The sequence below is a fragment of the Pseudomonas sp. I8001 genome (assembly GCF_013385345.1).
Taxonomy (GTDB): Bacteria; Pseudomonadota; Gammaproteobacteria; order Pseudomonadales; family Pseudomonadaceae; genus Aquipseudomonas.
Genome location: NZ_JACAQC010000043.1, coordinates 128354 through 142424, shown reverse-complemented (window position 1 = coordinate 142424; position 14071 = coordinate 128354). Strand labels below are relative to the sequence as shown.

At 60.9% G+C, this 14071-nt stretch carries 13 protein-coding genes; 6 read left to right on the top strand and 7 right to left on the bottom strand.

The window, feature by feature from the left end:
- Nucleotides 1–123: 123 nt before the first annotated feature.
- The 4 genes from HX839_RS25845 to antA all read right to left on the bottom strand — a co-directional run bounded on the left by HX839_RS25845 (nucleotide 124) and on the right by antA (nucleotide 4656).
- A complete protein-coding gene (locus tag HX839_RS25845) occupies nucleotides 124–1524 on the bottom strand; it encodes an amino acid permease (protein WP_003212324.1) in 1401 nt (466 codons plus the stop codon).
- A 71-nt stretch (nucleotides 1525–1595) separates the two neighbouring features.
- A complete protein-coding gene (gene antC / locus HX839_RS25840; protein ID WP_177067903.1) occupies nucleotides 1596–2603 on the bottom strand; it encodes an anthranilate 1,2-dioxygenase electron transfer component AntC in 1008 nt (335 codons plus the stop codon).
- A 170-nt stretch (nucleotides 2604–2773) separates the two neighbouring features.
- On the bottom strand, nucleotides 2774–3265 hold the full coding sequence (gene antB / locus HX839_RS25835) for an anthranilate 1,2-dioxygenase small subunit (protein WP_003212320.1): 492 nt from the start codon (nucleotides 3263–3265) through the stop codon (nucleotides 2774–2776).
- Nucleotides 3265–4656, bottom strand: a complete 1392-nt coding sequence (gene antA / locus HX839_RS25830) for an anthranilate 1,2-dioxygenase large subunit (protein WP_003212318.1) — start codon at nucleotides 4654–4656, stop codon at nucleotides 3265–3267. Before antA ends, antB begins: the two co-directional genes overlap by 1 nt.
- Nucleotides 4657–4969: 313 nt before the next feature.
- Between antA and HX839_RS25825 the strand changes: the two genes are divergently transcribed.
- Entirely contained in the window at nucleotides 4970–5968 is a 999-nt protein-coding gene (locus HX839_RS25825) for a helix-turn-helix domain-containing protein (RefSeq protein WP_008436676.1), read from the top strand.
- A gap of 139 nt (nucleotides 5969–6107) precedes the next feature.
- On the opposite strand, the gene HX839_RS25820 is transcribed toward HX839_RS25825, so the two are convergent.
- The gene (locus HX839_RS25820) at nucleotides 6108–6983 is read right to left on the bottom strand and encodes a LysR family transcriptional regulator (protein WP_003212314.1); all 876 of its coding nucleotides are present in this window, start codon (nucleotides 6981–6983) and stop codon (nucleotides 6108–6110) included.
- 114 nt (nucleotides 6984–7097) lie between these two features.
- On the opposite strand from HX839_RS25820, the gene HX839_RS25815 reads away from it, so the two are divergent.
- Genes HX839_RS25815 through catA form a run of 3 tightly spaced genes read left to right on the top strand, consistent with a single transcriptional unit; the run spans nucleotide 7098 to nucleotide 9501 of the window.
- The gene (locus tag HX839_RS25815) at nucleotides 7098–8222 is read left to right on the top strand and encodes a muconate cycloisomerase family protein (RefSeq protein WP_003212312.1); all 1125 of its coding nucleotides are present in this window, start codon (nucleotides 7098–7100) and stop codon (nucleotides 8220–8222) included.
- A gap of 16 nt (nucleotides 8223–8238) precedes the next feature.
- Entirely contained in the window at nucleotides 8239–8529 is a 291-nt protein-coding gene (gene catC / locus HX839_RS25810; protein ID WP_008436679.1) for a muconolactone Delta-isomerase, read from the top strand.
- Nucleotides 8530–8571: 42 nt separating this feature from the next.
- Nucleotides 8572–9501 (top strand): catechol 1,2-dioxygenase, encoded by a 930-nt coding sequence (gene catA / locus HX839_RS25805; protein WP_177067902.1) that lies wholly within the window; start codon nucleotides 8572–8574, stop codon nucleotides 9499–9501.
- Between the two features lie 124 nt (nucleotides 9502–9625).
- Here the strand turns inward: catA and HX839_RS25800 are convergent, their stop codons facing one another.
- Nucleotides 9626–10099, bottom strand: coding sequence for an Lrp/AsnC family transcriptional regulator (locus HX839_RS25800; protein ID WP_003212305.1), 474 nt, complete (start codon nucleotides 10097–10099; stop codon nucleotides 9626–9628).
- Nucleotides 10100–10241: 142 nt separating this feature from the next.
- Between HX839_RS25800 and kynU the strand changes: the two genes are divergently transcribed.
- Both kynU and HX839_RS25790 read left to right on the top strand, forming a co-directional pair.
- Entirely contained in the window at nucleotides 10242–11492 is a 1251-nt protein-coding gene (gene kynU, locus HX839_RS25795; protein ID WP_134325689.1) for a kynureninase, read from the top strand.
- A gap of 165 nt (nucleotides 11493–11657) precedes the next feature.
- The gene (locus HX839_RS25790; RefSeq protein ID WP_177067901.1) at nucleotides 11658–13064 is read left to right on the top strand and encodes an amino acid permease; all 1407 of its coding nucleotides are present in this window, start codon (nucleotides 11658–11660) and stop codon (nucleotides 13062–13064) included.
- Here the strand turns inward: HX839_RS25790 and HX839_RS25785 are convergent.
- Nucleotides 13010–13906, bottom strand: coding sequence for a LysR substrate-binding domain-containing protein (locus HX839_RS25785; RefSeq protein WP_177067900.1), 897 nt, complete (start codon nucleotides 13904–13906; stop codon nucleotides 13010–13012). The two genes, HX839_RS25790 and HX839_RS25785, sit on opposite strands and share 55 nt — an antisense overlap.
- Between the last annotated feature and the right edge of the window lie 165 nt (nucleotides 13907–14071).

The window sequence follows — 14071 nt, the reverse complement described above, 5'->3', positions numbered from 1 at the left end:
AATACGATCAAAATGTGGGAGCGGGCTTGCTCGCGAAAGCGGTGGGTCAGTCAATACATCAGGTGACTGACACGACGCCTTCGCGAGCAAGCCCGCTCCCACACAAGCCCGCTCCCACATGGGTTATTGCGCTGTTACTGCCTTCGCGTTGTTCAACCGCAACCGGTACGCCACATAGATGATCCCGACCCAGACCGGAATCGCATACACCGACGCCCGCACACCCGGAATCGCCAGCATCACGCAGATGATCATCAGCATGAACGCCAGGCACAGGTAGTTGCTGAACGGGAACCAGAAGGTCTTGAACGACGGCACCACGCCTTGCTCGCCCATGGCCTTGCGGAACTTGATGTGGGTCAGGCTGATCAGCGCCCAGTTGATCATCAGCGAAGCAACCACCAGCGCAAACAACAGCTCCAGTGCGTCATGCGGCGCGACGTAGTTGATCACCACACACAGCAGCGTCACCAGGGCCGAGATGCCCAGGGCACGCAGCGGCACGCCTTGCTTGTTCAACTTCATCAGCGCTTTCGGCGCGTCGCCTTGCTCGGCCAGGCCGAACAGCATGCGGCTGTTGCAGTACACGCCGCTGTTGTACACCGACAGTGCCGCGGTCAGGACCACGAAGTTGAGGATGTGGGCGGCGGTGTCGTTACCGATCAAGGAAAAGATCTGCACGAACGGACTGCCGCTGTAGGCATCGCCCGACGCGCCGAGGGTTTGCAGCAGTTGATCCCATGGGTACAACGACAGCAGCACGGTAAGGGCGCCGACGTAGAAAATCAGGATCCGGTACACCACCTGGTTGATCGCCTTCGGGATCACCTTGCGGGGTTCGCTGGCTTCGGCGGCGGTAATACCCACCAGCTCCAGGCCGCCGAACGAGAACATGATGAACGCCATGGACATCAACAGCCCCATGCCGCCATTCGGGAAGAACCCGCCGTGGCTCCACAGGTTGCTCACCGAGGCCTGCGGGCCGCCGGTGCCGCTGAACAGCAGGTAGCAGCCGAGCACGATCATGCCGACAATCGCCACCACCTTGATGATCGCGAACCAGAACTCGGTCTCACCGAAGAACTTCACGTTGAGGGTGTTGATCAGGTTGACCAGCACAAAGAACACCACCGCACTGACCCAGGTCGGAATTTCCGGCCACCAGAACTGGATGTACTTGCCCACCGCTGTCAGCTCGGCCATGCCCACCAGCACGTAGAGTACCCAGTAGTTCCAGCCGGCGAGGAAGCCTGCGTAACCGCCCCAGTACTTGTGGGCGAAGTGGCTGAAGGAGCCGGCCACCGGTTCCTCGACGATCATTTCGCCCAGCTGGCGCATGATCAGGAACGCGATGAACCCGGCTACCGCATAGCCCAGGATCATCGACGGCCCCGCCGACTTGAGCACGCCCGCCGAGCCGAGGAACAGCCCGGTCCCGATCGCCCCTCCCAAGGCAATCAGCTGAATATGCCGGTTCTTCAGGCCACGCTTGAGGCCCACCGGGTTAACCATGTCATCCGCCATTAACATTCCCTTCTACTTGTTTTTTTCAGGGTTGATCGCACACCGAACCAGCCCCTCAAACCGCTGAGGGGTCAGATATTACTCTCGGTAAACTTTTCGTAATACAGCTGAACGTCATCAAGTGCCTGATCCAGCAGCCATTGTTTGATGGATTCGACCATCGGAGGGGGGCCGCAGACGTACATATCTGCCGATTGATCCCGCAATTCGGCCAGGTCGAAATGCTCGGTGAGGTAGCCGCGTTTGCCGGCCCAGTCCGAAGGTGGGTCGCTGAGTACCTCGGTGTAGCGAAACCCCGGGATTGTATCGGCGTAGGCTTTTATGCGTGTTGCCTCGCATAAATCGGCCGCACCCCGCACGCCGTAATACAGGTGCACCGGCTGTTGGCAGCCGCTGGCGGCCAGGTCATCGAGCATGCCCAGCAGCGCGGATAAGCCGGTGCCGCCGGCAACCAGCACCAGCGGTTGGGTGACGTGCCTGAGGTAGAAAGCGCCCAGTGGCGCTTCCAGCAGCAGTTCATCGCCGACCTGGCAGCGTTCGCGGATGTAGTTGCTCATCACGCCATCGGGCAGCAGGCGGATCAGGAACTGCAACTGATTGCCCGGGCGGTTGGCGAAAGAGTAGGAGCGCCAACTGTCGGTGCCGGGAATCGACAGGCGGGCATACTGGCCCGGCAGGAAATCCAATGGTGCTTCAAGCTGCAGATGCAGGATCGCGGTGCTGGCCGAGACCTGTTGCACTTGGCTCACCGTACTGCGGATTTGTACTGGCCCCGGCGCGTTGCACAGGCTGGAATCAAAATCGAAATAAAACGCCGCGTCGGATTGGACCCGGGTCTGGCAGCTGAGCATTTTGCGTTGTTGCAGGTCGAGGCTGGAGAGGGCTTCCTCGTCTACGTAGTCCTGAGTGAAATCGCCGGACTCGCAGCGGCCCTGGCAAGTGCCGCAAACGCCTTCGCGGCAGTCGAGCGGGATCTTGATGCCGTTGCGCAACGCCGCATCCAACAGGATCTCATTGGCGCCCACCGGGAAAAACAGGGTCTTGCCGTCGGCAAAACTGAAGGCCACTTTGTGATTCATTCGCAGAACTCCGCGAGTTTGATTTTCTATGCCTGCGATTTACCTGTGGCGAGGGAGCTTGCTCCCGCTGGGCTGCGCAGCAGCCCCAAAAAGCCGGGAGCGCTACGCACTGGAGCGCCAACCCGGTCCAGCGGGAGCAGGCTCCCTCGCCACAGGTGTAATGCATCAGGTCACAGGTGATAGAAATCCAGCACCGAGTTGATGGTGTCGTTGAGCAGCAGCGCATGCTTGCGGGTGATCAACCAACTGTCGCCATCGGGCTTGAGGCTGTAAGTGGCGCTGCCGTAGAACTGCTCCGACGTCGCCAGCCGATAGAACAACGTATGCCAGTTCAACTTCACCTCCAGCAGGCCGTCCGGTTGCTCGGCAATCCGCACGTTGTTGATCAAATGCAGCGTCCTCGGCATCGGCGTGGCCGACGCGGCCTTGCCCGTGCGCAGGCGAAACACCCGATCCTCCAGCCCCGAGCGGTTGGCGTAGTAGATCAACGACATTTCGCGCTTCGGGTCGCGGGTGTAGACATGTTCCGAATCCCACTGCGGCAGGTGAAACTCGCTCTGCGGGTCGAACAACTGCACGTAGGCGTCCCAATCCTGGGCATCGCACAGCTCGGATTTACGATAAAAAAACTGCTCGATCCGGTACTGCAATTGCGCATTCATCATTCCACCTCCCGCAGTTTCAGGGCTTGCTGGTCGAGTCCGTCCAGCAGGAATTTCTGCCAGTTGCGGTGCTGGTTGACGTACAGCCCTTCGTGGGTGAATTCGGTGCCGGTCATCGCCGGCTGGATGCCGATGGATTCGCTGTTGGGTGTAGGCCCGGTTTCCCAGCGATGGCTGCCGCGGGAAATATCGCTCCAGCGCTCCAGGCGACCCTGGAAGCCGCGCTGGGCTTCGCGAAATTCCACCAGGTCATCCGGCGTGCCCATGCCCGAGACGTTGAAGAAATCCTCGAACTGGCGAATGCGGTTTTCTCGGTCGGCGTCAGACTCGTTCTTCACCCCCAGGCACTGGCTGATGATTTCGGTCTTGTTCCACGCGATGGGCCGGATGATCCGCAGCTGCGAACTGATCTGGTCGAGGAAGAACAGGCTCGGGTAGATGTTCAGGTTGCGCAGGCGGTGCATCATCCATTCGGCTTTTTGCTGGCCGTGTTCTTCGATCAGGCGCGGCATGATGGTGGCGTAGCCCGAACGCACGGTGGGGTTGGGCATGTCGCTGAACAACAGGCTGTGGCCATTGTTGAAGGCGAACCAGCCGTCATCGGTGTTCGCGTCGCCGGCGCCGAGTTTGCTGTAGTCCAGTGTCGTGCCCGAGCCGGTGCCGTTTTCCGTATTGACCTGCTGGCGATGCTGCACCGTGGCCACGTAGTTGTAGTGCACGGTGCTGACGTGATAACCGTCCAGGCCGTTCTCGTTTTGCAGTTTCCAGTTACCGTCGTAGGTGTAGGCGGACTTGCCCGGCAGCACTTCCAGCTCACCGGTGGCCGATTGGGCGACCATCATGTCGAAGAACACTTTGGCGTCGCCGAGGAAATCTTCCAGGCTGTTGGTGCCGTTCACGTCGAGGCTGATGAAGACGAAACCCTTGTAGCTCTCGATCCGCGCTTTTTTCAGGCCGCGAGTGGCCTTGTCGAAGCCTTCCGGGTATTCCCCCGGCGCCTTGACCTTCACCAGCCGGCCATCGCTCTTGTAGCACCAGGCATGGAACGGGCAGGTGAAGGTGGACTGGTTGCCCTTGCCGACTCGGGTCAGGGTGGTGCCCCGGTGCTGGCAGGCGTTGATCAGCGCGTTGAGCTGGCCTTCGCCGTCGCGGGTGATGATCATCGGCTGGCGCCCGGCGCGCATCGTCACGAAGTCGTGCTTGTTGGCCAGTTCGCTCTCGTGACAGGCATAGATCCAGTTTTTTTCGAAGATCAGCTCCATTTCCAGCTCGAACAACTCCGGCTCGGTGAACATGTCCCGGGCGATGCGGAACACCTCATCCACCGGACGGAAGTCCAGGCAGCCTTCGATAAAGCTTTTCCACTGCTCGACGCTTCTTGCACCACTCATGGGAGGCACCTTTTTTGATAATGGCTAAACGGGTAAGCCATTAAGAGGCTGCGGCGGGGCACCGGGCTATCCGGTTAATGGGGGAAGGTGGGCCACTTAGTTGGGCACGAAATACCCACGGCGGTGCAGGGCGGTGGCGGAATGCGCTACTGTCTTGCAAGGCGATTGTCGGAAAAGTCTGCTTGTTATCCACTTAGTCGACGGTTGCTATCCACCCAGTGGCGATCCCGCTGGCGTGGCGCAAAACTTGCTGTCGATCTACCAGGACGCGCCGTCAGAGCGCGCCGGCCACAATTGCCGTGGGTGCCCCGTGATGAGTAGCAATACACGCGATATACGTATCGAGCGCTTCGACCTTGAAGGCGCCTGCAGCTGGATGTCCGGCATTTGCGGGCCGCACCGCCTGCAAACCGCGACGCCGGAGCGCATCCGCTTTCACCACAGCGCCAATGTGTTCAAGTCCCGCGCCACGACGCTGGGGATTATCGAATACGGCACCGATGTCACCATCGACATCGAAGACGCCGAGCACTTCAGCAGCTACAGCCTGACCTTGCCGCTGGTGGGCGAGCAGGAACTGAGCAAGAACGGCGTACGGCTCAGCTCCAACCGTGACCAGGGCGTGATCATTTCGCCCAACGAACATCAGGTGCTGGAGATCTCCGGCGACTGCCGCAAGTTGCAGGTGGTGATCACCCGCGCGGCGATGAGCGAATCCCTGGAAGGCCTGCTGCAGCGGCCGATTGAAGCGCCGCTGCGCTTCGAGTCGGCGATGGACGCGGTGGACGGCGCTTCCGCGTCGTGGTGGCGCATGGCGCGGTATTTCATCGCCGAACTGGAGCGCAGCAGCGAGCTGTATGACCAAGTGGCGTTTACCCGGGACCTGGAAAGCTCGCTGATCAAGGGCCTGATCCTGGCCCAGCCGAACAACTATTCCGAAGAGCTGCGGGACGTGCTGGGGGTGAAACTGCCGCACTATTTGATTCGTGCCCGACAGTACATCCACGACAACGCCCGGGAAGCGGTGCACCTGGAGGATCTGGAGGCGGCGGCGGGCGTGTCGCGCTTCAAGCTGTTCGATGCCTTCCGCAAATACTTCGCCCTGTCGCCCATGGCCTATCTGAAGAAATACCGCCTGGGTGCCGTGCGCCAGCAAATCCTCGAACACGGCTCAACCCGTACTATCTCCGAAATCGCCCTGGGCTGGGGCTTTACTCATCTGGGGCGATTCTCGGCCGAATACCGCAAGCTGTTCGACGAATCCCCCAGCCAGACCCTGCAACGCAACGACGCCCGGCGTATGCGGGGGTGAACACCTTACGCAAAAACAACGGAGATCAACTGTGGGAGCGGGCTTGCTCGCGAATGCGGTGCATCAGCCAACTCATTCGGTGACTGACACTGCGCATTCGCGAGCAAGCCCGCTCCCACATTGGATGTGTGGTGTTCTTTTAAATCAACTCTTCCACCAGTTGCAGGCAATGACTGAGCCCCGGCGACTGGTCATTGATCCGCCGGCTGAGAATGATCGGCGAAGTGGCGGTGGCCTCCACCACCGGCGTATAGCCGATGTCCGCCCGATGCAGCACCTGCACCGAGGCCGGCACCAGCGTCACGCCCATGCCTGCGCCGACCAGACCAATGGCGGTCTGCAATTCGTTGGTCCACTGCGAAACCTTCAGGCTCAAGCCATGGGCATCGAACAGCGCGATCACATGGTCGGCGTAGCTCGGGCGCGGGTTGCCGGGATACAGCACGAAGGGTTCAGCGGCCAATTGCGCCAGGGTGGCCGGGGCGCCCAGCAGGGGATGTCCGGCGGGCAACACCGCCACCAACCGGTCCTCCACCAACACCCGCTGCACAATGGCCGGGTCGTCGATGCGAATCCGCCCGAAGCCCACGTCAATCCGCCCGGCCTTGAGAGCTTCAACCTGTTGCAGCGTGGTCATCTCCGACAGGCCCAACTCCAGCTCCAGGCCATCGTGGCTGCGCAGCCGGCGAATCAACTCCGGCAGCACGCCGTACAGCGTCGACGGCGCAAAACCGATGCCCAGCCAGGTTTTCTGCCCAAGGCCGATGCGCCGGGTGTTGTCACACACCTTGCCCAGTTGCTCCAGCAGCACATTGGCGTGCTCATAGAAAAACCGCCCGGCTTCGGTCAGGCGCAACGGGCGCCCACGCTCCAGCAGCACCACACCCAGTTCGTCCTCCAATTGCTGGATCTGCCGGCTCAACGGCGGCTGGGCAATGTGCAGGCGTTCGGCGGCGCGGGTGAAGTTGAGGGTTTCCCCCAGCACCTGGAAGTAACGCAGATGGCGCAGTTCCATAAAGACTCCATTCATACCTTAAGGGTATTGTTCGAGACTCATTCTATATTGGAAGCCAGCAGAGATCCGGAACAGAATCAGGCCAAATCTATAAAGAACCCAACGGGTATTGCCATGCCGATTTGCGCCATCGAGTCGATCGAGACCATCATCGTCGATCTCCCTACCATCCGCCCGCACAAACTGGCGATGCACACGATGCAGAACCAGACCCTGGTGATCATCCGCGTGCGCTGCGCCGACGGTATCGAAGGCATTGGTGAATCCACCACCATCGGCGGCCTGAGCTACGGCAATGAAAGCCCCGACAGCATCAAGATCAACATCGACCGGCACTTCGCGCCGCTGCTGCTCGGCCAGGACGCGAGCAACATCAATGCCGCCATGTTGCGCCTGGAGCGCAGCATCCGGGGCAACACCTTTGCCAAGTCGGGTATCGAAAGCGCCTTGCTGGATGCCCTCGGCAAACGCCTGAACCTGCCGGTCAGCGAATTGCTCGGCGGCCGCGTGCGGGACGCCTTGCCGGTGGCCTGGACCCTGGCCAGCGGCAACACCGAAAAAGACATCGCCGAGGCCGAGAAGATGCTCGACCTGCGCCGCCACCGCATTTTCAAATTGAAGATCGGCGCCGGTGAAGTCAGCCAGGACCTGGCCCACGTCATCGCGATCAAAAAAGCCCTGGGCGACCGCGCCAGTGTGCGGGTCGACGTCAACCAGGCCTGGGACGAAGCCGTGGCCCTGCGCGCCTGCAAGGTGCTGGGGGACAACGGTATCGACCTGATCGAACAACCGATCTCGCGCAACAACCGCGGCGGCATGGTGCGGCTCAACCTGTCGAGCCCGGCGCCGATCATGGCCGACGAGTCCATCGAATGCGTGGAAGATGCCTTCAACCTGGCCCGCGAAGGCGCGGCCTCGGTGTTCGCCCTGAAGATCGCCAAAAACGGCGGGCCGCGTGCGGTATTGCGCACCGCAGCGATTGCCGAAGCGGCGGGTATCGGCCTGTACGGCGGCACCATGCTTGAAGGCGGTATCGGCACCCTGGCCTCGGCCCATGCCTTTCTCACCTTGAACAAACTGGCGTGGGACACCGAGCTGTTCGGCCCGCTGCTGCTCACCGAAGACATCCTCGCCGAGCCGCTGGTGTACCGCGATTTCCACCTGCATGTCTCCACCGCTCCGGGCCTGGGCCTGGCCATCGATGAAGAGCGCCTGGCGTTCTTCCGTCGCGATAACTAACAAGAGGACACCTGCGATGTTGTTCCACGTAAAAATGACCGTGAACCTGCCCGTCGACATGAACCCCGAGCGCGCTGCCAGCCTCAAGGCTGAAGAAAAAGCCTTTTCCCAGCGGCTGCAGGAGCAAGGCAAATGGCGCCACCTGTGGCGCATCGCCGGGCTGTACGCCAACTACAGCGTGTTCGATGTCGACAGCGTGCAGGAACTGCATGACCTGTTGATGCAACTGCCGCTTTATCCTTACATGGCCATCGAAGTGAATGCCCTGTGCCGGCATCCATCGTCGATCCGTGAGGATGATCGCTGAGTCTGTTTTTTCACCTAATAATTACAAGATGAGGATTGCACCATGTCCATCCGACTTTCCCAGACTGCTCACGCCCAACAGTTTCTCGAAGAAGCCAGCGGCAACCTTAACGACGGCGGCAACCCACGGGCCAAGGCGCTGATCTACCGGATCCTGCGGGACACGGTGAACATCATCGAAGACCTGGAAGTGACTCCGGAAGAGTTCTGGAAGGCGGTCAACTACCTCAACGAACTGGGCAAGAACCAGGAAGCCGGCTTGCTCGCGGCAGGGTTGGGCCTGGAGCATTACCTGGACATGCTGATGGACGCGGCGGACGAGGAAGCCGGCAAGTCCGGCGGCACCCCGCGCACCATCGAAGGCCCGCTGTATGTGGCCGGTGCGCCGCTGTCCAAGTTCGAGGCGCGGCTGGACGACGGGCAGGACCCGGGCGTGCCGCTGTTCATGCAGGGCCAGGTGCGCGACACCAATGGCAAGCCGTTGGCGGGGGCGATTGTCGATGTATGGCAGGCCAATACCGGTGGTACGTATTCGTGGTTTGACAGCACGCAGTCGGAGTTCAACCTGCGTCGGCGAATCGAGACCGATGCCCAGGGCAACTACCGTTTTCGCAGCATCGTGCCGTCGGGGTATGGCTGCCCGCCGACCGGCCCGACCCAGCAGTTGCTGGACCAGTTGGGGCGCCATGGCCAGCGGCCGGCGCATATCCACTTCTTCATCTCGGCGCCGGGCCATCGGCACCTGACCACGCAGATCAACCTGTCGGATGATCCGTACCTGCATGATGATTTTGCCTATGCGACGCGGGATGAGTTGATCGCCGAAATTCGCTTCAGCGAGGGCGCAAACCTGGCGAAGGAATTTGGTGTGGAAGGGCAGTTTGCGCAGATTGATTTTGACTTTGAGTTGCAGCCTGCGGCGGCGCCTGTCGAACAGAAACGTATGCAACGAGTTCGCGCGCTCGAAGACTGAACGCGGTAAAAAAATGTGGGAGCGGGCTTGCTCGCGAATGCGGTGGATCAGTCAATATTTCCGGTGACTGACACTCCGCCTTCGCGAGCAAGCCCGCTCCCACATTGGCTCTGTATCGTTTGGCCTACTTGCGAACAACCAGATCGAGCAGATCATCCCGATCCTTGATCTTCTGCAGCACGATCTCCGACCGAATATCCATCACCCCCGCCGTGCGGTTCAGGTGGTTCACAATGAAATCCGAAAAGTGCTTGAGGTTGCGCGCCTGCACCCGCAGCACATAATTGCTCGCCCCGGTAATCACGTAAGCACTGGCCACCTCCGGCCACCCTTGCACCTTCTTGATAAACGTCTCGTGCCAATCCTCCACATCCTGGCGTAACGACAGGTGGACGATGGCCTCCAGCTCGATTCCCAGTTGCTCGGCGTTCAACACCGCCCGATAACCACTGATGATTCCCTCGCTTTCCAGCAGGCGCAAACGCCGCAGGCAGGCCGACGGCGACAGGGCGACTTTCTCCGCCAGTTCCTGGTTACTGATACGGCCATCCTGTTGCAGGAAATGCAGAAGGCGCAGGTCGGTGGCGTCGAGAATCATGGTTAGAATAAATCCGCGTGTTTGGGGGTTAAATTCGAATTTCCTACAGCTTAATTAGCCTGTTGCCCACCACTTTGCACGAAAATTCTCTAAAGCTTCGTTCATTATTTGGCTCATTGTTACTACAACAACAGGACTGACCATGACCACCCGCACCCATTGCCTGACCCTCGACGCCCAGGATCCGCTGGCGCCATTGCGCAACCAATTCGCCTTGCCGGCCGGGGTCATCTACCTCGACGGCAACTCCCTCGGTGCGCGCCCGGTAGCGGCACTGGAACGGGCGCAAGCGGTGATCGCCGAGGAGTGGGGCAATGGCCTGATTCGCAGCTGGAACAGTGCCGGCTGGGCCGACCTGTCCCAGCGCCTGGGCAATCGCCTGGCACCGCTGATCGGTGCCCGCGACGGTGAAGTGGTGATCACCGATACCACCTCCATCAACCTGTTCAAAGTGCTCAGCGCCGCGCTGACCGTGCAACGCGAACGCGCGCCAAGCCGCAAGGTGATCGTCAGCGAAGCGAGCAATTTCCCCACCGACCTGTACATCGCCGAAGGCCTCACCGAACTGCTGCAACAGGGCTACTCCCTGCGCCTGGTCAACAGCCCGGACGAACTGCCGAAAGCCATCGACCAGGACACGGCCGTGGTGATGCTCACCCACGTCAACTACAAGACCGGCTACATGTACGACATGCAGGCCCAGACTGCCTTGAGCCATGAATGTGGCGCGCTGGCGATCTGGGACCTGGCGCATTCGGCGGGCGCGGTGCCGATCGACCTGCATCAGGCCGGTGCCGATTATGCGATTGGTTGCACTTACAAATACCTCAACGGCGGGCCCGGCTCCCAGGCGTTTGTGTGGGTCAACCCGGCGCTGGTGGATGTGGTTACGCAGCCGCTGTCGGGCTGGTTCGGGCATACCCGACAGTTCGCCATGGAATCGCGTTATGCCCCGAGCCAGGGCATCGCCCGCTACCTGTGCGGCACCCAGCCGATTACCTCGCTGGCGATGGTGGAGTGTGGCCTGGATATTTTCGCCCAGACCGATATGGCCAGCTTGCGCTCTAAATCCCTGGCGTTGACCGACCTGTTCATCGAGTTGGTGGAAAGCCGTTGCGCCGCCCACGACCTGACCCTGATCACCCCGCGTGAGCATGCCCGACGGGGTAGCCACGTCAGCTTCGAACACCCGGAAGGCTACGCGGTTATCCAGGCCTTGATCGCTCGCGGCGTGATTGGTGATTATCGCGAGCCGCGCATCATGCGTTTCGGGTTTACCCCGCTGTACACCAGCTTTGCTGAAGTGTGGGATGCGGTGGAAATCCTGGGTGAGATTCTCGATCAGAAAACCTGGGACCAGCCGCAGTTCAAGGTTCGCCACAGCGTCACCTGAGTAAACGCAGAGCAAAAAATGTGGGAGCGGGCTTGCTCGCGAATGCGGTCTATCAGTCTCTGATGTATTGACTGGCACACCGCATTCGCGAGCAAGCCCGCTCCCACAGGGGACAGTGTTTCAACCAGAAAGCAGTGCAATCACAATAATAAAGGGGCACGCCACGTGACCACGCCAGACCAAGGCTTTGCCGAAATCACCAATCGCGAACTGGGCCTCAGGCGCCAGCTCACTTCCGGCCAGATGAGCATGATCGCCATCGGTGGCGCCATCGGCACCGGGCTGTTCATGGGCAGCGCCTACGCCATCGGCTATGCCGGGCCCAGCGTGCTGGTCAGCTATGCCATCGGTGCGCTGATCACTTTGCTGTTGATGGGCTGCCTGGCGGAGATGACCGTGGCGCATTCCACCTCGGGCTCCTTCGGCGCGTATGCCGAATTTTACGTCAGCCCGCTGGCCGGTTTCCTGGTGCGCTATGCGTACTGGGCGGCGATTGTGCTGGCGGTGGGCGCCGAGGTCACGGCGGTGGCGATGTACATGAAGTACTGGTTTGCCAACGTGCCGGAATGGGTGTGGATCGTCTCGTTTTCCAGCGTGCTGATCGTACTCAACGCCATCAGCGTCAAGACCTTCGGCAACTTCGAGTACTGGTTCTCTACGATCAAGATCAGCGCCATCGTTGGCTTCATCATCCTCGCGGTGTACGTGGTGTTCGGCTCCGGCAATCCGGATTACGGTGTGCAGAACTACACGGCCCACGGCGGCTTTTTCCCGAACGGGTTGAGCGGCATGTGGATCGCGGTGATCGTCTCGATCTTCAGTTACCTGAGCGTGGAAATGATCGCGGTGGCCGCCGGTGAAGCGGCCGACCCGGAGCAGGCGGTGAAAAAAGCCTTCCGCGCGACCATCGTGCGGCTGGTGGTGTTCTACCTGCTGACCCTGGCGCTGATGTTGGCCATCGTGCCGTGGAACCAGGCTGGCCACGCCCAGAGCCCGTTCGTCACGGTGATGCAGACCATCGGCATTCCCGGCGCCACCGGGGTGATGAACTTCGTGATCCTGATCGCTGCGCTGTCGGCGATGAACAGCCAGCTCTACATCACCACCCGCATGATGTTCAGCCTGTCCCGCGCCGGTTTTGCGCCCAAGTCCATGGGCGCCTTGAGCAAGAGCGGGATCCCGTTGAACGCCTTGTTGCTGTCCAGCTCGGGCATTGCCCTGGCGACCCTGCTGAACGTGGTGTACCCGGAAAGCTCGTTCACCCTGATGATGGCGATCTCGATGTTTGGCGCGATCTTCACCTGGTTCATGATCTTCCTCACGCACCTGTTTTTCCGCCGCTACCGCAAGCGTCACGGCGGGGCGAAGCTGTCGTTCCAGCTGGCGCTGTTTCCCTACAGCACACTGCTGGGCCTGGTGCTGATGGGCGCGGTGATGATCACCACGTTCTTCACCGATGCATTCAAGATGACGCTGGTGTTCGGGGTGCCGTTCCTGCTGATTCTGTCGCTGGTGTACTACGTATTCTTCCGCAAGGGCGCGGCCAAGGCATCGAACAAGGCTTTGGCATAACCCGGCAATTGCTCGAACTCGCGGGCGCATAACAGCAGTTTGCGACAGGCCCAATCCTCGCTCAGGGGTTGGGCCTTGAACCGCCGCTCCAACGGCCAGCGTTCCAGCGCGGCCAGGGGCACGATCCCCAGCCCGGCGCCCCGGGCGACCATGCGAATCAGCCCGTCAAACCCATCTGCACGGATGCGTGTCTGCAAGCGAAAGCCTGCGTGCAATGCCTGTTCCTCCAGGTACACCGCCAGCGCGCTGTCGGCGGCCAGGCCCACGTAGTCGTGCTGCAAGCTGTCGATAAAACTCACGGTGCGCCCGGCCAGCGGGTGATCCAGCGGCATGATCAGCACCAGCGGGTCGTCGCGAAAGGGCAGGGTTTGCAGGCCGTGGGTGTCTACTGCGTCGGAAATAATCCCCAGGTCTGCCGCGCCCTGGCGCAAGGCGTGGGTGATGCGCAGGCTTGGCAGTTCCTGCAGGTCGATGTCGAGGTTGGGGTGCTCGTGCAGAAAGTCCGCCAACAGTTCCGGCAGGTATTCGCTCAGGGCGGTGGTGTTGCACAGCAGGCGCACCTGGCCCTTGACGCCGTTGGCGTATTCCGCGAGGTCTTGCTGCAGGTGATCGGCTTGCTGCAACAGCAGGCGGGCGTGACGGGCGAGGGCTTTACCCGCAGCAGTCGGGGTGACGCCACGGCGGCCACGTTCAAGAAACTCGATGCCCAGGGAGGCTTCCATCGCCCGGATCCTTGCACTCGCCGCCGCCAGGGACAAATGGCTGCGGCTGGCGCCGGCGGTGATATTGCCGGTGTCGAGGATGTGCAGGTACAGGCGCAGGTCGATCAGGTCAAAGTGCATGGGCTGGGGATCTCAGTGTCTGGACGGGCCTCTTCGCGAGCAAGCCCGCTCCCACATTTAGATCTGTGAACCCTTTCAAAATGTGGGAGCGGGCTTGCTCGCGAAGAGGCCATCTGCCTCATGCAAAACAAGAGGCTGCCTCAGTATAAGGCGAATTTTCAGACA

What these genes read in the sequence shown, in the direction of transcription:
- HX839_RS25815 (WP_003212312.1), top strand. Translation starts at nt 7,098, where the DNA reads ATGCCGATTTGCGCCATCGAGTCGATCGAGACCATCATCGTCGATCTC.
- antC (WP_177067903.1), bottom strand. Translation starts at nt 2,603, where the DNA reads ATGAATCACAAAGTGGCCTTCAGTTTTGCCGACGGCAAGACCCTGTTT.
- HX839_RS25820 (WP_003212314.1), bottom strand. Translation starts at nt 6,983, where the DNA reads ATGGAACTGCGCCATCTGCGTTACTTCCAGGTGCTGGGGGAAACCCTC.
- catA (WP_177067902.1), top strand. Translation starts at nt 8,572, where the DNA reads ATGTCCATCCGACTTTCCCAGACTGCTCACGCCCAACAGTTTCTCGAA.
- antB (WP_003212320.1), bottom strand. Translation starts at nt 3,265, where the DNA reads ATGAATGCGCAATTGCAGTACCGGATCGAGCAGTTTTTTTATCGTAAA.
- HX839_RS25785 (WP_177067900.1), bottom strand. Translation starts at nt 13,906, where the DNA reads ATGCACTTTGACCTGATCGACCTGCGCCTGTACCTGCACATCCTCGAC.
- catC (WP_008436679.1), top strand. Translation starts at nt 8,239, where the DNA reads ATGTTGTTCCACGTAAAAATGACCGTGAACCTGCCCGTCGACATGAAC.
- HX839_RS25800 (WP_003212305.1), bottom strand. Translation starts at nt 10,099, where the DNA reads ATGATTCTCGACGCCACCGACCTGCGCCTTCTGCATTTCCTGCAACAG.
- kynU (WP_134325689.1), top strand. Translation starts at nt 10,242, where the DNA reads ATGACCACCCGCACCCATTGCCTGACCCTCGACGCCCAGGATCCGCTG.
- antA (WP_003212318.1), bottom strand. Translation starts at nt 4,656, where the DNA reads ATGAGTGGTGCAAGAAGCGTCGAGCAGTGGAAAAGCTTTATCGAAGGC.
- HX839_RS25825 (WP_008436676.1), top strand. Translation starts at nt 4,970, where the DNA reads ATGAGTAGCAATACACGCGATATACGTATCGAGCGCTTCGACCTTGAA.
- HX839_RS25845 (WP_003212324.1), bottom strand. Translation starts at nt 1,524, where the DNA reads ATGGCGGATGACATGGTTAACCCGGTGGGCCTCAAGCGTGGCCTGAAG.